Raw genomic sequence first — 17,282 nt, forward strand, 5'->3', positions numbered from 1 at the left:
TCGGTACGCAGTCGGGAACTGTTTGCGAAAGTCGCCTTTCACTGCGGCAGAAGGTGACATTGTTTTCGAAAAGGTTAAAGCCTTGGTCGTTCGTTTGAACAACCAAAGGTGGATTACTTCCTAAACCGTGGGTGCGTCGGAAATTTTAGGAAGGAACCCCGGGGGGTCCGTGACATTTTCGTGAACCTGTATCCAGAATGTGTCTTTGGAAAACCGCCAAGACCTGCGCATCCAAGGCCGGGAGACAGCGAATCGCTACACCCTTGGTGCCGATCGAATGACGCTCAGCCCCTCAGGTCCGCTTTCATGTGCGCCTGCGGAAAGCAGGTAGGGGACTGACCTGTCGAAGACTGCCAGCGCCCGATTGACCGGCGCGTTTTGAACCCCGGCAATCCGTCCGCTCCACCGACATCGTGCCCCTGTTTCTCCAGCGCCCTTTGCATCGTGGCAACGTCTGATCGATAAAGCCCGCCGACCTTGCCCCAGCGCCCGGTGAAATCGCCGACCCCATATTGAATACGGTCGCCGACGTGGCCCACGAACAGGGCGTAGAGGTCGCTTTTGTTGTACTCTTTGAGCACATAGAAATTGGGTGTCACGACAAAGGCAGGCCCGAACCGTCCCGCCGGCATCATCAGATACCCAACGCCGTCCCTTTCGTGGGCCGGAAACGGTTTGCCGGAGACGCGCGTGATCCCCATCGCCTCCCATTCATGGATGGGGCGACCCTGATCCGGGCCTTCAAGCGCACAGGAGACCGACCCGGGAACATCAACCTCGAACCCCCAGTCCCGACCAGAGATCCAGCCATGACGGTGCAGATAGTTCCCGATTGACGCGATTGTGTCTTCCGCCGAACCCCAGATGTCGGTGCGTCCGTCGCCGTTTCCATCTGCTGCATAGGTCAGGAAGTTCGACGGCATGAATTGTGGCTGCCCAAGCGCCCCGGCCCAACTGCTTTTCATGGTGCGCGCAGGCATGTGGTCGGCCTGCGCGATCTGCAGGGCGGCGACCAGTTCGGCTGTGAAGTACTCGGCGCGTGTGCTCATGAACCCCTTGGTGCCAAGAACCTCGAACGCGTCGTACCGGATCGGCACCTGACCATACCCGCTTTCACGACCCCATATCGCCAGAATGATCCGGCCTGGCACACCCGTCTGTCTTTCGACCTGGTCCAGTGTGGTGGAATGGCGGGCCGCCATTCTTCGCCCTTCCGATGTGGCGCCGTTTACGGAACCAGCGTTTAAGTAACGCCCCGGGGACCCGAACTCGGCCTGTTTTTGCTGTCTGGGAGTTTTTGCCTTCGTACCGGGAGGGACGAGGTCGGGCAGATCCCAATTCAGGGTCACGCCCTCAAAAGCCGCTTCCATCGTGCGACGCGAAACGCCTTTGGCGCGGGCCTGAGGCCAGACCGTGGTGTTCAGCCAGGTTCGAAACTGTTTTTCAACCGCGGCGCGATCCTGCGCTAACGTTACGGCTGGCAGGCACAGAAGGGAAAGAACAAAAACAAACAGTTTCATCACCACTCCGGTTTCAACTCTGGCGCAGTGCAAGTCAACAGCCATGGCCTCCGTTTGTCGGCTTTGGTTGAGCCGCCAGCGCGCCGATCAATCTCCGGTACGGTAAAAAACCTTGAGAAAATCTGTGACAGTGTCGATAGTTGGGCGGAAAACAACGGCATGAGAGGACGGGCAGGCGTGACCAGTTTCAGGATCTCTCCTGCGCCAGTTTCTATACTGGCGGCATTGGTGGTTTTGTTTGCCTCGGCCCAATTGGCTGGAGCAAGCGGCAGTTTCATGAACCCGCAAGGGCCAATTGCGGCGTTTCAGAAAACCCATCTGCTGCGCGCGACAATATTGATCATGGTCGCGGTTATTCCTGTCCTCGTGCTGGTTCCCTTGATCGCCCTGCGTTACCGCCGCCACAAGGGCAGCACTGCCGAGTATCGACCAAACTGGGACTTTTCGTCCAGGCTGGAATTCCTGATGTGGGGGGTGCCTGTTGTCATAGTGGCGATACTGTCCTTCTACCTGTGGAAGGCGACCCATCGTCTTGACCCTTATGCCGCGCCTTTCGGTGATGCGCCCGCGTTGGAGGTGCAGGTTGTCGGGCTCGACTGGAAATGGCTGTTCATCTACCCCGACCTGGGCATTGCAAGTGTCGGAGAGCTGGGCATCCCGGTCAAGCAGCAGGTGGCGATGACGCTGACAACCGACACTGTAATGCAGTCCTTCATGATCCCGGCCTTGGCGGGTCAGATCTATGCCATGCCGGGGATGACAACCAAACTGCACCTTGTTGCTGACCATCCTGAACGGATGCAGGGGGAAAACACTCAGTACAATGGTCGGGGTTTTACAAAACAGAAGTTTCAGACGCTGGCGATGCAGCCTGACGATTTCAATGCATGGGTGGAAAGTGTGCGTTCCAATGGTATCCCGCTTGACCCTGAAACCTATCGGACTTTGGCCAAGCGAACTGACCGGGATGAGGTTCAGGCGGCGCTTGGCACGGCGAAAATGCCGGAAAACGCGCTCTATTTTACTCTGGATGACAAAGATCTGTTCATGTCCATTCTTCACCGATACCACAGCGGCGAACCGTTGCCTCGGGATCAACAGCCGGGAACCGCGCAGTTCGGGCAGGAGGTCAGTCAATGACGACGGTCGGATCAGGGTTCTTTGGCCGCCTCGACTGGGATGCCTTTCCGATCAGCGGACTGATCCGGGATCCCAACGCCAATGAAATCGTGGCCAATGTGGCGGCGGGCATCGTGATCGTCGGTGCCATTGCGGTTTTGGGCCTGCTGACGTGGTTCCGCCTTTGGGGACCGTTGTGGCGGGACTGGCTGACCAGTGCGGACCACAAGAAGATCGGCATCATGTATATCGTCTTCGCCATCGTCATGTTGGCGCGCGGCGTGTTGGAGGGCGTTGTCATGCGCGCCCAGCAAGCGGCGGGACCGGGCGACGGATTTCTTGAGGCTGAACATTTCGCGGAACTGTTCAGCACCCATGGTACGATAATGGTGTTTTTTGTCGCCGTTCCGTTTGTCTTTGGGGTCGCAAATTATCTAGTCCCGTTGATGATTGGCGCGCGGGATGTGGCGTTTCCGGTGATGAACCAGATCGGGTTGGGACTGACCGTTTCGGCTGGCATGATGCTGATGGTGTCGTTGGTTGTGGGTGAGTTCTCGACGGGCGGCTGGACGGCCTATCCGCCCTACACGGGTGCAACCTTCAATCCGGGCGTTGGACCGGATTACTGGATCTGGGCCATTGTCGTCTCGGGCGTCGGCACAACGCTGACGGGCATCAACTTTGCCGTCACGATTTACAAACTGCGCGCGCCCGGAATGACGTTCATGCGGCTTCCGATGTACTGCTGGACGATCATCTGCAGTTCGATCCTGATCATCTTCGCCATGCCGCCGCTTGGGGTCGCCGCGCTGTTGCTGGCGGCCGATCGCTATCTCGACTTCCACTTTTTCACCAACGACCTTGGCGGCAACATGATGAACTATGCCAACCTGTTCTGGCTGTTCGGCCACCCCGAGGTCTACCTTTTGGTTCTGCCCGCCTATGGTATCTATTCCGAGATCTTCGCGACCTTTTCGGCCAAACGGTTGTATGGATATAACTCACTGGTTATCGCCACGATGTCGATTGCGGTGCTGTCCTTTACCGTCTGGTTGCACCACTTCTTCACCATGGGCCAAAGCGCCCTGATCAACGCGGTTTTCGGCATCGCGACCATGCTGATTGCCATCCCGACCGGCGTAAAGGTCTATGACTGGATGGCGACTCTGTACCGTGGCCGTATCCGGTTCTCGGTTCCGATGCTGTATGGCCTGTCGTTTCTGATGCTGTTTGTCATCGGCGGGCTTAGCGGCGTGATACTGGCTAATCCCACCGTGGATTATCAGGTACACAATACCCTGTTTCTGGTGGCTCATTTCCACAACGTGCTGTTGCCGGGTGTGCTGTTTGGCCTGTTGGCCGGATACAATTACTGGTTCCCCAAGGCGTTTGGCTTTCGGCTAAGCGAGTTTTGGGGCAGGGTGTCTGTGGCCCTGTGGACCGTTGGCTTCATGCTGACTTTCCTGCCGCTTTACTTTGTTGGCCTGATGGGTATGCCGCGCCGGTCCTTCAGTTGGGAGGATCCGAGCTTCCACCCCTACATGATCGTCGCGGTTGTCGGCTCGCTCGTCATTCTGATGGCGCTTCTGTCGGTGCTGGTGCAACTTTGGGTCAGTATCAGGGATCGCGAAAAGACACGTGTACCGGTTGGCGACCCGTGGGACGCGCGAACGCTGGAATGGGCGACACCGGCACCGCCGCCGGCATACAATTTTGCGATCATTCCGCAGGTGTCCGACCGGGATGACTTTGCCGCAGCCAAGGAAAACGGAACGGCCTACCCATCCGCGGATGCCTATGAAGACATCGAGATGCCCCGCAATACAGCCATCGGTTTTGTGCTTTGCGTGCTCAGCGGTGTTTGGATGTTCGCTTTGGTCTGGTGGATCTGGTGGCTGGCCATCCTGATGACCGTTCTGATGATCCTGTCGGTCGTCATCTGGACTTTTAACACCGACACCGAGGAGGTGATCCCGGCCGAAGAGGTCCGCAAACAGCACGAAGCCTGGCTGAATCTGGTGCGCAAATCCCAACCCGTGAACCGTGATCTGGAAACCGCCTCGGAAAACCGCGGTCTTGCCGGCCCCGATCTGGAGGCTGCGACATGAGACGCGCACCCTCACACAGCTATCCGGGTCTGAATCTGGGTGAAAACCACGCCAGCGCCGATAAATCGAGCGAGGTCGTAACATTCGGATTCTGGGTCTTCCTGATGAGCGATCTGGTCTATTTCGGCCTGATGTTCGCGATCTATATCACGATGATCGACGCGCAGGCGGGTGGCCCCGGACCGCATGAACTGTTCGACCTTTACAGCATCTTCGCCCAGACCATGATCCTGCTGACCAGCAGTCTGACGGTTGGTCTGGCCATGCTGGCGTTGAAATACAACCGGCCGCGCGTGCGTGTCATATTCTGGTTCTGCCTGACATTGCTGCTGGGCATCAGCTTTCTGGTGCTTGAGGTTCGCGACTTCATGGCCATGGCGGAAAAGGGTGGGGTGCCACAGCGCAGCGGGTTTCTGTCTGCCTTCTTCGGGTTGGTCCCGTTGCACGGGTTGCATGTGGCCGCTGGCTGTGTCTGGCTCGTCGTGCTGGGCATTCAGCTTCGGGTGATGGGGATGACCGACAAGGTGATCTCGCGCGTCATAAGGCTGGCGCTGTTCTGGCATTTCCTTGACCTGATCTGGATCGGCATCATCACCATCGTCTACTTCGGAGGGCTGACTTATGGATAAGCAGACCGAGATGTTCCGCCGCGAACGGCGCCGATATCTGATAGGGTATGGCGGGTCGCTGGTGCTGACCCTGGCCGTATTCATGATCGCCTATCGGTACGGTATCGAAACACCCGGGGTCTATCTGACCATTGGCCTTCTGGGTCTGGTGCAGTTGATTGTTCAACTGGTCTATTTTCTGCACATCGACCGTCGCCGCAGCAGCCGCGAGGATCTGGATCTGGTCCTGTTTTCGACATTGGTCCTGCTCATCATCATCCTTGGAACTGTCTGGATTCTGGGAAATCTGTCTGTGCGGATGCACACGATCCCGATGTGACGGATCCTTAACTTCAGCACTCATTTGGAACGGATCACATGAAATCCCTGAAGACCGTGGCTGTAATTGCCATGCTGGGCACGATTGCCGCCGGACTTCTTCTGTACTGGCGCCATGAGGAGCGTTACCCGTCGACCAAGGACGCCTATATCGGTGCCAACATCATTTATGTTGCTGCGCAGGTCACAGGGCAGGTGTCCGGCCTTTCTGTCATAGAAAACCAAAAGGTCAAAGCGGGCGATCTTTTGTTTGAAATCGATGCCACACAATTTAGCGCGTCGGTCGATCAGGCCCAGGCCGATCTGGACAGTGCCAGGCAGCAGGCCCAGTCCTATTCAACCCAGATCGCGGCAGCCGAAGCATCAGTGAAGTCGGCGCAATCCGCATTTGATACTGCACAGAAGAATTTCGAGCGCTCAAAGGCGTTGTTCGCCAGCGGGGATGTCGCGCAGGTCTCGCTGGATCAGGCCACGACCGATGCCGCGCAGGCCTCGGCACGGCTGACGACAAGCCAGTCCAGCCTTCTGGCATTGCGCAGCGGATTGGCGGCGAAAAAGGACGATGTGCTGGCGGCACAGGCGCAGCTTGAAATTGCGAAGGCGAACCTGAACTGGACCAAAGTTTACGCTGCGGCAGACGGCTGGATCGCCAATCTGACCCTACGGCCCGGCTCAGCTGTATCTGCCAACGCCCCGCAATTTTCTATTGTCGAGTCTTCTGATTGGTGGGTGGATGCCAATTTCAAGGAAACTGAATTGCCGCGCATTCGTCCGGGTCAGCCCGTGACCGTCAGGATCGATATGTTGCCGGGCGTGTCGCTGACCGGCAAGGTCGCCTCGATCGGTCGGGGGTCGGGGGATACATTCTCTCTATTGCCGTCCGAGAATTCCAGCGGGAACTGGGTCAAGGTTACACGTCGATTTCCCGTGCGCATCGCGCTGGATCCGACCGACGCACCCTTGCGCGTCGGTGGCAGCAGTAAAGTGACCGTGGACACAACGACTGATCAGGCTGAAAAGTGACATCTAAGGTCGCCAGCCATGTGAATCCGGTGATCGTTATCGCCGTATTGCTGAGCGCCATCCTTGAGGTGCTGGACAGCACGATCGTCAACGTCGCTCTGCCTCATATTCAGGCGGCATTCGGAGCGACCACCGATCAGGCGACATGGATATTGACCAGCTATATCGTCTCGGCTGTTGTGGTTATGCCCTTGACCGGGTTTGTTGCGCGGCGAGTGGGCCGCCGCCGCCTGATCCTGACCGCTGTTACCGGGTTCGCCACCATGTCGGTGATGTGTGGCCTGTCCTGGAGCCTTGAGACCATTGTCGCGTTCCGTCTGGCGCAAGGCATGTTCGGAGCGTTCCTGATCCCCCTATCGCAATCCATCCTGTTTGATGCGTTTCCAAAGGAAAAACGCGGAAATGCAATGGCTGTATTCGGGTTGGGTGTGGTCGTCGCGCCGGTTCTTGGGCCTACAGTCGGTGCAATCCTGACCGAGTATTTCTCGTGGCGCATGGTGTTCTTCGTCAACCTTCCCGTGGCGGCCATGGCACTGTTGCTGCTGGCCGGGGAACTGCCTGATGACAAGACCGAAGACGTCCGGATTGACTGGAAAGGTCTTGCGCTGCTGGCGGTCGGGATCGGATGCCTTCAATTCATACTCGATCAGGGCGAGACCAAGGATTGGCTGTCCTCTCGGGTCATTCAGGTCGCGTTGATCGCCTCGGTTCTGGGCGCGCTGGGTTTTATTGTTCATGCCCTGTCCGCCAAAAACGCGGTTGTCGACCTGCGGCTGTTTGCGGATCGCAATTTCGCGCTGTGCAATCTGATCATCGCAGGTTTTGCGATTTCCCTGTTCGGAGGGATCGCGATCCTGCCGACCTTTGTCCAGAACCTTCTGGACTTTCCGGTCATCGAGTCCGGGCATTTGTTCATCCCGCGTGGGATTGCGGCGGGATTGTCGATGGTGTTGACGGGTTCCGTGCTGGTTACACGGTTCGATCCCAGGCTTTTGACCGGTCTGGGTTTATTGCTGACAGCCATCGGGAACTTCATGCTGGGCGCGCTCAATCTGAATGCCGGTTTCTGGCAATTGGCCTGGCCGGGTGCGGTCAGCGGATTGGGCATGGGACTGGTTTTTGTACCCATGTCCATTCTTGCCTTCGAAAGCATTAGCAAGGCCCGCCAGGACGAAGCCTCGGGGCTGTTCAACGTGACCCGGCAGTTGGGCTCGTCAGTTGGCATATCGCTGGTTGGTACTTGGGTCGTGCGTGGTCTGCAGACGAATACCGCGACCCTCAGCCAGAACGTGACGCCGTACAATCCCGCCGCACAGGCATATCTGAAGCCGCTTGGCCTGACACCGGACAGCCCGCAAGGGGCGGCAATTCTGGGGCAGGAGATCGCGCTGCAGGCTGAGATGATCTCTTATCTGACTGTATTCAACAACCTTGGGCTTCTGGCATTGGCGACGATCCCACTGGTATTCTTTTGTCGGGCGCCGAAACCGGGAACGGAAGTCAGCGTTCATGCACATTAGCGCATGACCGTCAGACCCAACCACAAGCTCGCCCAGCACAAAACAAGGCTGAGCAGGATATTCCCGGCTGCCAAAGCGATTGTCCGTTCGCGGTGCAGTTCCAGCGACTGATAGGCGAAGCTGGAAAAGGTCGTGAACCCGCCGCAAAACCCAAAAACCAGCCGTTTTTCTTCTTCGCCCATGTCTGCGGCACCGCCCAGATACCCTATCCACAGGCCCAAAAAGAGACTGCCCAGAATATTCACGATCAGCGTGGACAATGGCAGTTGGTGCGTGACTTTAAGCGCAAGCCAATGTCGCATCACGGCGCCAATACCCCCACCCAGGCCAAACATTGCGTGCAGATACAGGTCGGTCATGTCCGGGAACCACCTGATTGGAACCGCCGCCCCGTCATCTCACCCAGAATTGCGGCTCCCAGACCGACAGCAATTTCCGCCACGGCGGCGACAGCGGCCATCCAGCCGCTGGACATTGCCATGACTTCAAGATCGGCAACGAAGGAGGAAAAGGTCGAAAGCCCCCCGCAAAACCCGACCGCACCCAGATGCAGCACATGTGCATGGACACGGTGGCGTACGGAGTACAGCCAGCCCAGAACAAAGCACGCGACCACGTTGATCCCGAAAGTTGAGGTTAGGTAGGGCAACCCGGGTAAGTTGACGGCAAACACCTCGCGCAGCAGCGACCCTGCCGCTCCGCCTACGAATACGGCAGTGAACATAAGCGCATGGTGCCGGTATGTTGCCTGTTTCGCTCGCTCTGCCAAGGGTCGGGCCTGTTCTGGTGTCTGTTTGGCATACAGACTGGCAGGTGTGGGATCAACCAAAGTCGGGACCCATCGCAGATCATCACATTTCCGTCTGATCAGAATGCAAAACATACAAAGGCTTGCAATCCATAGCCAAAAAGCCTCTCGTTAAGCCAAGCAAACCCCGGCCCGCCAAGCGCAAGGAGACCGAAAATGATCGTTCGCAGGCTTTATTTCGTGCTCAGTTGCGTCGTTTTGCCGTTGACCCTGCTGCTGGGATTTTTCTGGTCTCCGATCCATTGGTTGCTGGTCTTGCTGGTGCCCTATGCTGTGGTTGGGGCATATGACCTGATGACAACCCGGCACAACGTGCTGAACAATTATCCGGTCCTAGGGCACTTTCGCTATATGCTGGAATTCGTAAGCCCGGAAATCCGCCAATATTTCGTGGAAACCAATGAAAGCGGTCGGCCTTACAACCGGATCGTCCGGTCGTTGGTCTATTCCCGAGCCAAGGGTCAGGTGGATACGCAGGCCTTCGGAACACAATACGATATCCTCACCGTTGGCTACACACGCGCTGCCCATTCACTTGCGCCTAAACACGTGCCCGAAAGCGAAGAAAGGGTAACGCTTGGCGGGCCGCAATGTGACCAACCCTACAGCGCGTCCCGACTGAATGTTTCTGCCATGAGCTTTGGGGCCCTCAGCGCCAACGCGATCCGGGCGCTGAACGGCGGAGCCAGGGATGGTGGGTTTGCACACAACACAGGCGAAGGCGGGCTGTCGCCGCACCATCTGGCCGAAGGTGGGGATATCATCTGGCAGATCGGGACCGGTTATTTCGGATGCCGTACCCCGGAGGGCGGTTTTGACAAGGATCTCTTTGCCGAAAAAGCAAAAAAAGAGGTGGTCAAGGCCATCGAAATCAAGCTGTCACAGGGGGCAAAGCCTTCGCATGGTGGCGTTCTGCCCGCGGCCAAGGTTGATGAAGAGATTGCCGAGATTCGTGGTGTGCCGGTGCACCAGGATGTCATCTCACCCCCCACGCATTCTGCGTTTGAAGGCCCGACGGGCCTGATGCATTTCGTTCAACACCTGCGGGAAATGTCGGGTGGCAAACCGGTGGGGTTCAAGCTGTGCATCGGTAAACCGTCCGAATTCATGGCGATCTGCAAGGCAATGCTGGAGACCGGTATTCTGCCCGATTTCATTACCGTTGACGGTGCGGAGGGTGGCACCGGGGCGGCCCCGGTCGAGTTTACCAACCGGTTGGGCATGCCTCTGAATGAGGCTCTGATCTTTGTGAACAACTGCCTGCGCGGCGTAGGTTTGCGCGACCAGATACGCGTCATCTGCTCGGGCAAGGTAGCGACTGGTTATGACATGATCGAGAAGTTCGCTTTGGGGGCGGACATGTGTAACGCGGCGCGGGCCATGATGTTCGCGGTGGGCTGCATTCAGGCCTTGCACTGCAACACCAACCGCTGTCCTTCGGGCGTGGCGACACAGGATCCGGTCCGGGGTCGGGCCGTGAACGTCCCGCAGAAGCGTCAGCGCGTTCACCGGTATCATGATGCCACGTTGGAAAGCTTTCGCGAGTTGCTTGGCGCGATGGGTAAGGAAAAGGTTGTCGACCTGCGTCCGTCGGATATTCACCGCCGCACGGCGGATGAGTGCGAGCGGACATATGCAGAGCTTTATTCGTTCATCGACGACGGTGCTCTGCTGACTGAAGCGATACCCGTGATGTTTGCAGAAGACTGGAAAACAGCCTCGGCCGCTCATTTTTGATTCTTTTTCGGAACGCGCCAAGGATTGACGCCTGGTATCCGTCTTATCAACGTGATGCGGATGACGACGTCTGACGAAAACCTGGCAAAGGCGGCAGCCAAAGGCGACGCGAACGCGTTCGCCACCTTGTTGGCGCGCCACTATGATCTCGTCTTCCGATTGGCATTTCGGCTGACCGGTCACGCGGACAGGGCCGAGGATCTGACGCAGGATATCTGTGCCGCTCTACCGGCCAAGATCAAGGGGTTTCGGGCACAGGCAAAGTTCACCACGTGGCTGTACCGCGTCGTGGTTAACGCGGCAGAAGATGCGCGACGGCGCCGGGCAAGCCATGAAAAAGCCGCGGCGGGGTGGGGCGATGTCGAACAAATGCGCCGCGCGGAGGCGGCGGAAACCACAGAAGCCATGGATTGGCTGCAACGGGCTATGCGGTCGCTGCCGCAGGAGCTGCAGGACACACTGGCACTGACGCTTGAGGATGAAATGACCCATGCCGAGGCGGCTCAGGTCCTGGGTGTCTCGGAAGGTACGATATCCTGGCGGATGTCGGATGTCCGCAAACGCCTGAAGGCAATGCGGCAAGAGGAGTTGGCGCAATGACCGACGATCTGGATGATCTCTGGGCGCTGATGGATGCGGCAACCCCCGCACCGGATGCCCGGCGCCGGGCTGATAATCTGGCCACGGCGCAAAAAAATTTCTCCCGCGCCCAAGGATCGGGCAACGGGGCGCGTCCCACTGTCAAGCGAGGCCTCTTGGCCCGCATGACTGAAGGAGCGAAATCGATGTTGAATGCCCTCTCCCACCGTGGCGTGTTGACCGCGACCACTGCGATAGCCGCTGTTGCCCTAATCCTGATCGTGCCGCAGGTGCAGGACATCGTGGTCAATCCGTTGTCCCGCGGCGAAAGTGACGTGTCATCTCCGCAATTGAGTAAAGAGCCGGAAGCGGATATTGCCCATGCTGTGCCCCAGCCCCTGCTGGAGGAGCCGATTGCCGATGTTCCTGCAGCAGAGGCCATCGTGCCGTCTGCAAAACCCGAGAGGGGCATGGCTGAGGCGCTCGTTGGCGGTGTTGTCCTGGGATATGCGACCAGCGCGTCCGAACATTCTGCGAAACGCATGCTTGCACCGGTTGCCGAACCAGAACAAAACACAGAAACCTTTTCCAACAGCGAAACCAACCCGTTGAAGATCACCACTGACGATCCGGTCTCTACGTTCTCAATTGATGTGGATACGGCGTCCTATGGCATCGTCCGATCCTCTCTGATGAACGGTCGGCTGCCGTCCAAAGATGCGGTGCGGGTCGAAGAGATGGTGAACTATTTCCCCTACACGTATCCTGCTCCCGAAGGAGATGCGCCTTTCCGGCCGACGATCACGGTGACACCGACGCCCTGGAACGAGGGCACTCAGCTTGTGCATATCGGTATTCAGGGCGCGTTGCCGCAGATTGAAGATCGGCCGCCGCTGAACCTTGTTTTTCTGATCGATACGTCGGGGTCCATGCAGCAGCCGAACAAGTTGCCACTGCTCAAGCAATCCTTCCGCCTGTTGTTGTCCGAGCTTCGTCCCGAAGATCAGGTCTCGATCGTGACATATGCCGGCAGTGCGGGTCAGGTTCTGGAGCCGACCACAGCGGCGGATCGGACCAAGATCATGAACGCCCTTGATCAGTTGCAGGCGGGTGGATCGACGGCCGGTCAGGCGGGGTTGCAGCAGGCTTATCAGGTTGCCGAGGCCATGGCAGATGACGGGGACGTCACGCGCGTGATCCTGGCGACGGATGGGGATTTCAATGTCGGTTTGTCCGACCCGGACGCGCTGAAGGATTTCATTGCCCGCAAACGGGACAGCGGAACCTATCTCAGCGTGCTTGGTTTTGGCCGGGGTAATCTGGATGACGCGACCATGCAGGCGCTGGCGCAATATGGAAACGGCCAGGCGGCCTATATCGATACGCTGGGCGAGGCGCGTAAAGTTCTGGTCGATCAACTGACCGGGGCGCTGTTCCCCATTGCCAATGACGTCAAGATACAGGTCGAGTTCAATCCTGCACAAATCGCTGAATACCGTCTGATCGGCTATGAAACCCGTGCCCTGCGGCGCGAGGACTTTTCAAACGATAAGGTGGACGCCGGAGATATCGGTGCGGGCCATAGCGTGACCGCCATCTACGAGGTGACGCCCACAGGCTCGGACGCCATTCGAAACGGACCGCTGCGCTATGCAATTGAAACCGCGCCGGACGGCTTGGATGAGATCGGGTTCTTCAAGTTGCGTTACAAGGTCCCCGGTGCCAGCCAAAGCCAGATGATCGAGCAACCTATCCTGCCGGGGCAGGGGGTGCCGACCGATGATGCACGCTTTTCAACTGCGATTGCCGGGTTTGGCCAGTTGTTGCGCGGCGGTGAATATTTGGGCACCTGGTCCTACGACGACGCCATTTCACTGGCAAATGCAGCCAAAGGCGATGACCCGTTCGGCTACCGTGCGGAAGCCGTGACGCTGATGCGTCTGGCCGAGTCGCTGTCCGAGTAGTCTTTGGTGCAGGATCAGAATGCGCGGGGGTTACTGGCCGCGTGATTGTTGATCCTGCGGACGCTCCATTCCACGGCGTCGCGCATGGTTTTTCCCAGTGCGACGTCAAAAGCCTCGACCAGATCTGGCGTCTGGTCGCTGGCTGAGACGACAAATTCCTGGAACGAGTTCGAAGCGATGATCTTGTCGTCGAAATCGTCGATGATCTTGATGTTCATCCGCACTTCGACACGCACGGTTTTGGTGTTCTCGGTATCGGCGACCACGATCCCCTGAAACTCGCGCAGATCAGGTACAATCACATAATCAGCGCGCAGACCGACTGTGGACCGACCAACTGCGGCCACCTTGTTGCTGTTTTCAAAGCTCTCCACCAAAAGGGCCTGAACGATCAACGGCGCACGGTCGACCCATCTGGCACGTGGAAGGTATTGGACCTGCAACGGGTTAGGCTGCACCGCAATCTGGTCGGTGTTGACGGCCGCCGTTGCCGTTGGCTCCTCGACGACGATCTGCTTGCTGATGCGCGGCAGCGATGACGAAAACGTGCTTTTGGGCGTCAGCAGATACAGATCGTTCGGCTTCGACGCCTGTTTCAGCGTACCCAACCCCGTGCAACCGCCAAGCGCCCCGATCATCAGAGCCAGAGAGAGGCGTTTAATCATTGGCGAAACTCCGAAGCTTGTGTGCCCAGCAGGAAGCGCGCCGGGTCACGCTCGACCTTGTCGACCAGGCGATCCAGACTGATGACCAGACGCTGGGATTCCTCGATGAAGCGGACGAATTGCGGCAATCCGACCCGCAGGAAATCCGAGACCTGCCGGCGGTTGTCCTGCACGATGCCATCGATCGTTTCCAGCAATTCGGATGCGGATTTCGAGGCATTGAGAATGTCGTCAGATATCTTGTCGATCCGCTCCGTGACATTTGAAACTGTCTCCGCCACCTGATTGGCTGCGTTCCGAATGTCTTCCACGACGACCGAAACATCTTCGTCCATGACACGGTTGGCTGAATCAAAGGCACGCTCGGCCGAAGCGAGCGCCCCATTGGCCGTGTCCATTGTCGATGAGATCGTGGCCAAGGTCGAATTTGCGTTCAGCACCGTTTCCGAAATTACGCCCAGTGCCACGCTGCCCTCGTCAGACAGGCCGATCAGACGTTCGGCCAGTTGTGAGCCACGATCCAGGAACGGCTTGATGTCCTGCTTCAACACCTGATCGGCCGTGGCCAGAGTTGTCTTGGCCTCATCCAATGCGCCGACAGCTGAATCTGAGGCGGTTTTTATGCTTTGCAGCGTGTCCGTGCCCGCCTTCAGGGTGGTGTCCGCGGTGTCTGCCAACTGGTCCAGCCGATCGGTAAACGCGCCGATGTTCTTTGCGGCTCCGCTGATGTCTTTTGAAAGGCTTTCGAAATCCGACAAAGTGTTATCCAGCCGCCCGGACGCTGACGCCAGATTGTTCAGAATATCCGAGACTGCCTTGCGGTTTTTTTCGTCCACCACGGCGCTCAGGTCTTCCAAAAGCACGATCGCCTGATCCAGAACCTTCGGGGCTCCTTCGAACAGTGACTGTATCGTGCTGCGCTTGCTTTTGATGACGCTGTTTTCCGGCAGCCGCTGCGCATTGACCGATCCCCCGGTCAGTTCGACATAGCCAACTCCCGTGACGCCAAGCGACTGAAGCTGGGCGACGGTTTCCGATGTTACGGGAATGTCGGCGTCCACCTCGAGCTTAACGCGGACTTTTGAGGGGTCACCCTCATCCAGCCTGAGCGAAACCACCTGACCAACGGGCAGACCATTGAAACTGACGCCGCCAGCTGCTGACAGACCTGACACGTTTTCGAACAGAACGTCGTAATAGGCGTATTGGCGATTGACCTCGAACTTGGCCAGCCACAGGAAAAACCCAAACACGCCCAAGATGCCCGCCAGGGTAAACGCGCCGATCAGGATATAGTTCGCCCGAGTTTCCATCGCCTCTACCTGTCCTGCCCCTTCTGTTGCGCTGCGCGCGCGCGGGGGCCTGTGAAATACTCCTGCACCCAAGGATGATCTACTTTGACCATATCCTCAATCGGACCTTCAACCAGCACGCGTTTTTCTGCAAGCACGGCAATGCGGTCGCAAATCGCATAAAGGCTGTCCAGATCATGCGTTACCATGAAGACCGTCAGCCCAAGCGCCTGCTGCAATTCACCGATCAGATCGTCATAGGCAGCAGCCCCGATCGGGTCCAGCCCGGCGGTCGGCTCATCCAGAAACACGATCTCGGGGTCCAGTGCCAGAGCCCGTGCCAAGGCCGCGCGTTTGCGCATACCGCCTGATAACTCGGACGGAAACTTGCCGCAGCTCAGTTGTGGCAATCCGACAAGACTTATCTTCAGGCTTCCCAATGCCTCCATCAGCTTTTCGCTGATCCCGGTGTGTTCACGCAGCGGGGCCATGACATTCTGCAGCACGCTGAGCGACGAAAACAAAGCCCCATCCTGAAAGGCCACCCCCCAGCGTTTTTCGATCCGCTGACGTTCTTCATCGGGCGCGTTCAGTACATCGACACCCAGAACCTCGATACTACCAGCGGCGGGTCTGTTCAGCCCCACAATGGTTCGCAACAGCACCGATTTCCCGGTGCCCGAACCCCCGACAATGCCCAGTACCTCACCGCGCCAGACATCAAGATCCAGGCCGTCATGCACAACCTGCGGTCCGAACTGGTTTCTCAATCCGCGCACTCGGATTACCGCTTCGCGCTGGGTATTCGTCTGTTGGGATTTCTGAGGGGCCGTACCGTCCATGTCAGACCCCGATCTCGGAGAAGAAGATCGAAAACAGGGCGTCGATGGCGATCACCAAGAAAATGGACTGCACGACGGACGCGGTCGTTCGCTGGCCCACGCTTTGGGCTGATCCTTTTACCTGCATTGCCTGCCAGCAGGAAATGATGCCGATCACAAAGGCGAAAAACGGGGCCTTGATCAGTCCGACCGCCAGTTGCCAGACACCTGTATTTTCCTTCAGGCGCGTCAGAAACATTCCCGGGCTAACACCAAGGTCGATCCAGCTCATCAATGCGCCGCCGATCAGGCCGGCCATGTCGGCGACGAAGCCGAGGATCGGCAACATGATCAACAGCGCCAGCACACGCGGTACCACCAGTACCTCAATCGGATCCAGGCCCAACGTGCGCATGGCGTCGATTTCTTCCTGTACCTTCATTGACCCGATAGACGCGGTAAAGGCCGAGCCGGACCGACCCGCAACGATGATGGCCGTCAGCAGGATGCCCAGTTCCCGCAGAACCGAGATCGAGATCAGTTCGACCACAAAAATTTCGGCGCCGAACTGTTTGAGCTGCGTCGCCCCCTGAAACGCCAGAACCACGCCGATCAGGAAACCCATCAATCCAACAATTGGCAGGGCTTTGAAGCCGGTCTCCTCCATATGGGTGACCAACGCCGCGCGGCGCAGCCGCCATGGTTTCACCAGTGTCCGGGTCAGGCGGTGCAAAGTCAGCCCCGTGAATTCCAGAATCGACAGGGCATCTTTTCCTGCGCCAACGGTTTTCTCGCCCAGATGACCGACCCAGTCGACAAAGCTGCGGCGCCCCTCCACCGTGCTGGACTTTTCCGGCATGTTTCGGGATACGGTATCGATCAGCGCGGAATGAGCGGGAGAAGCGCCCAAAAACTGCGTTTCAGCCCCCGCAGCCTTGTATCGGCGCGCGAGATCGGCCACCAGCCATGCGCCGCCGGTATCCAGAGAGTCAACGGCTGACAGGTCCAAGGTCACGTCTTTGCCTGACGGGGGCATCGCGGCAAAGGCGCGCTCGATGTGTTCCAACGACTGAGTCACCAGATCACCGGCCACTGATATGCGCAGGCCGTCGCCGTTTTGCTCTGATGTGATCGTTGGCAGAGTCATGGGCGTATGTGATTGTAATTGCGCGGTCGCTG

General features: G+C 58.0%; 17 protein-coding genes. 9 read left to right on the forward strand and 8 right to left on the reverse strand.

From position 1 onward, the window contains the following. Positions 1–284: 284 nt before the first annotated feature. Positions 285–1,520, reverse strand: a complete 1,236-nt coding sequence (locus ACR0MI_RS18490) for a lytic murein transglycosylase (RefSeq protein ID WP_170611376.1) — start codon at positions 1,518–1,520, stop codon at positions 285–287. Continuing rightward, a complete protein-coding gene (locus ACR0MI_RS18495; protein ID WP_480441594.1) occupies positions 1,520–1,798 on the reverse strand; it encodes a hypothetical protein in 279 nt (92 codons plus the stop codon). The genes ACR0MI_RS18490 and ACR0MI_RS18495 overlap by 1 nt, the downstream gene beginning before the upstream one ends. Here ACR0MI_RS18495 and ACR0MI_RS18500 point away from each other — a divergent pair. From ACR0MI_RS18500 to ACR0MI_RS18525, 6 genes are read left to right on the forward strand one after another with little or no spacing between them, the layout of a single operon-like run. Beyond that, on the forward strand, positions 1,797–2,660 hold the full coding sequence (locus ACR0MI_RS18500) for a cytochrome ubiquinol oxidase subunit II (protein ID WP_480441592.1): 864 nt from the start codon (positions 1,797–1,799) through the stop codon (positions 2,658–2,660). The genes ACR0MI_RS18495 and ACR0MI_RS18500 overlap by 2 nt on opposite strands. Beyond that, entirely contained in the window at positions 2,657–4,747 is a 2,091-nt protein-coding gene (locus tag ACR0MI_RS18505; RefSeq protein WP_170611374.1) for a cbb3-type cytochrome c oxidase subunit I, read from the forward strand. The genes ACR0MI_RS18500 and ACR0MI_RS18505 overlap by 4 nt, the downstream gene beginning before the upstream one ends. Further along, positions 4,744–5,376 carry a cytochrome c oxidase subunit 3 gene (locus tag ACR0MI_RS18510; protein WP_170611372.1) on the forward strand — a complete coding sequence of 211 codons (633 nt, stop codon included), beginning with the start codon at positions 4,744–4,746 and terminating at the stop codon, positions 5,374–5,376. Before ACR0MI_RS18505 ends, ACR0MI_RS18510 begins: the two co-directional genes overlap by 4 nt. After that, positions 5,369–5,695, forward strand: a complete 327-nt coding sequence (locus ACR0MI_RS18515) for a cytochrome o ubiquinol oxidase subunit IV (RefSeq protein WP_480441590.1) — start codon at positions 5,369–5,371, stop codon at positions 5,693–5,695. Before ACR0MI_RS18510 ends, ACR0MI_RS18515 begins: the two co-directional genes overlap by 8 nt. A gap of 38 nt (positions 5,696–5,733) precedes the next feature. Then, the gene (locus ACR0MI_RS18520) at positions 5,734–6,717 is read left to right on the forward strand and encodes an HlyD family secretion protein (protein WP_170816889.1); all 984 of its coding nucleotides are present in this window, start codon (positions 5,734–5,736) and stop codon (positions 6,715–6,717) included. Continuing rightward, a complete protein-coding gene (locus ACR0MI_RS18525; protein ID WP_170611368.1) occupies positions 6,714–8,237 on the forward strand; it encodes a DHA2 family efflux MFS transporter permease subunit in 1,524 nt (507 codons plus the stop codon). The genes ACR0MI_RS18520 and ACR0MI_RS18525 overlap by 4 nt, the downstream gene beginning before the upstream one ends. On the opposite strand, the gene ACR0MI_RS18530 is transcribed toward ACR0MI_RS18525, so the two are convergent. Continuing rightward, a complete protein-coding gene (locus ACR0MI_RS18530; RefSeq protein WP_170611366.1) occupies positions 8,234–8,596 on the reverse strand; it encodes a FluC/FEX family fluoride channel in 363 nt (120 codons plus the stop codon). The genes ACR0MI_RS18525 and ACR0MI_RS18530 overlap by 4 nt on opposite strands. After that, entirely contained in the window at positions 8,593–8,961 is a 369-nt protein-coding gene (locus ACR0MI_RS18535; protein ID WP_170611364.1) for a FluC/FEX family fluoride channel, read from the reverse strand. The genes ACR0MI_RS18530 and ACR0MI_RS18535 overlap by 4 nt, the downstream gene beginning before the upstream one ends. A gap of 240 nt (positions 8,962–9,201) precedes the next feature. Here ACR0MI_RS18535 and ACR0MI_RS18540 point away from each other — a divergent pair, with 240 nt between their 5' ends. From ACR0MI_RS18540 to ACR0MI_RS18550, 3 genes are read left to right on the forward strand one after another with little or no spacing between them, the layout of a single operon-like run. Beyond that, a complete protein-coding gene (locus ACR0MI_RS18540) occupies positions 9,202–10,782 on the forward strand; it encodes an FMN-binding glutamate synthase family protein (RefSeq protein ID WP_170611362.1) in 1,581 nt (526 codons plus the stop codon). Positions 10,783–10,842: 60 nt separating this feature from the next. Continuing rightward, positions 10,843–11,382, forward strand: coding sequence for an RNA polymerase sigma factor (locus tag ACR0MI_RS18545; protein ID WP_170611360.1), 540 nt, complete (start codon positions 10,843–10,845; stop codon positions 11,380–11,382). Beyond that, entirely contained in the window at positions 11,379–13,325 is a 1,947-nt protein-coding gene (locus ACR0MI_RS18550) for a vWA domain-containing protein (protein ID WP_480441587.1), read from the forward strand. Before ACR0MI_RS18545 ends, ACR0MI_RS18550 begins: the two co-directional genes overlap by 4 nt. A gap of 14 nt (positions 13,326–13,339) precedes the next feature. Here ACR0MI_RS18550 and ACR0MI_RS18555 read toward each other — a convergent pair whose 3' ends face one another. From ACR0MI_RS18555 to ACR0MI_RS18570, 4 genes are read right to left on the reverse strand one after another with little or no spacing between them, the layout of a single operon-like run. Further along, on the reverse strand, positions 13,340–13,990 hold the full coding sequence (locus ACR0MI_RS18555; protein ID WP_170611356.1) for an ABC-type transport auxiliary lipoprotein family protein: 651 nt from the start codon (positions 13,988–13,990) through the stop codon (positions 13,340–13,342). Beyond that, the gene (locus ACR0MI_RS18560) at positions 13,987–15,303 is read right to left on the reverse strand and encodes an MlaD family protein (protein ID WP_170611354.1); all 1,317 of its coding nucleotides are present in this window, start codon (positions 15,301–15,303) and stop codon (positions 13,987–13,989) included. The genes ACR0MI_RS18555 and ACR0MI_RS18560 overlap by 4 nt, the downstream gene beginning before the upstream one ends. 5 nt (positions 15,304–15,308) lie before the next feature. Further along, a complete protein-coding gene (locus ACR0MI_RS18565; protein WP_170611352.1) occupies positions 15,309–16,124 on the reverse strand; it encodes an ATP-binding cassette domain-containing protein in 816 nt (271 codons plus the stop codon). 1 nt (position 16,125) lies between these two features. Then, a complete protein-coding gene (locus ACR0MI_RS18570) occupies positions 16,126–17,250 on the reverse strand; it encodes an ABC transporter permease (RefSeq protein ID WP_170611350.1) in 1,125 nt (374 codons plus the stop codon). Between the last annotated feature and the right edge of the window lie 32 nt (positions 17,251–17,282).

This window comes from Ruegeria sp. D4 (assembly GCF_056534475.1).

Coding starts and splice junctions, on each gene's coding strand:
- ACR0MI_RS18490 (WP_170611376.1), bottom strand. CDS start 1,520: ATGAAACTGTTTGTTTTTGTTCTTTCCCTTCTGTGCCTGCCAGCCGTA.
- ACR0MI_RS18500 (WP_480441592.1), top strand. CDS start 1,797: ATGAACCCGCAAGGGCCAATTGCGGCGTTTCAGAAAACCCATCTGCTG.
- ACR0MI_RS18495 (WP_480441594.1), bottom strand. CDS start 1,798: ATGAAACTGCCGCTTGCTCCAGCCAATTGGGCCGAGGCAAACAAAACC.
- ACR0MI_RS18505 (WP_170611374.1), top strand. CDS start 2,657: ATGACGACGGTCGGATCAGGGTTCTTTGGCCGCCTCGACTGGGATGCC.
- ACR0MI_RS18510 (WP_170611372.1), top strand. CDS start 4,744: ATGAGACGCGCACCCTCACACAGCTATCCGGGTCTGAATCTGGGTGAA.
- ACR0MI_RS18515 (WP_480441590.1), top strand. CDS start 5,369: ATGGATAAGCAGACCGAGATGTTCCGCCGCGAACGGCGCCGATATCTG.
- ACR0MI_RS18520 (WP_170816889.1), top strand. CDS start 5,734: ATGAAATCCCTGAAGACCGTGGCTGTAATTGCCATGCTGGGCACGATT.
- ACR0MI_RS18530 (WP_170611366.1), bottom strand. CDS start 8,596: ATGACCGACCTGTATCTGCACGCAATGTTTGGCCTGGGTGGGGGTATT.
- ACR0MI_RS18535 (WP_170611364.1), bottom strand. CDS start 8,961: ATGTTCACTGCCGTATTCGTAGGCGGAGCGGCAGGGTCGCTGCTGCGC.
- ACR0MI_RS18540 (WP_170611362.1), top strand. CDS start 9,202: ATGATCGTTCGCAGGCTTTATTTCGTGCTCAGTTGCGTCGTTTTGCCG.
- ACR0MI_RS18545 (WP_170611360.1), top strand. CDS start 10,843: ATGACGACGTCTGACGAAAACCTGGCAAAGGCGGCAGCCAAAGGCGAC.
- ACR0MI_RS18550 (WP_480441587.1), top strand. CDS start 11,379: ATGACCGACGATCTGGATGATCTCTGGGCGCTGATGGATGCGGCAACC.
- ACR0MI_RS18555 (WP_170611356.1), bottom strand. CDS start 13,990: ATGATTAAACGCCTCTCTCTGGCTCTGATGATCGGGGCGCTTGGCGGT.
- ACR0MI_RS18560 (WP_170611354.1), bottom strand. CDS start 15,303: ATGGAAACTCGGGCGAACTATATCCTGATCGGCGCGTTTACCCTGGCG.
- ACR0MI_RS18565 (WP_170611352.1), bottom strand. CDS start 16,124: ATGGACGGTACGGCCCCTCAGAAATCCCAACAGACGAATACCCAGCGC.
- ACR0MI_RS18570 (WP_170611350.1), bottom strand. CDS start 17,250: ATGACTCTGCCAACGATCACATCAGAGCAAAACGGCGACGGCCTGCGC.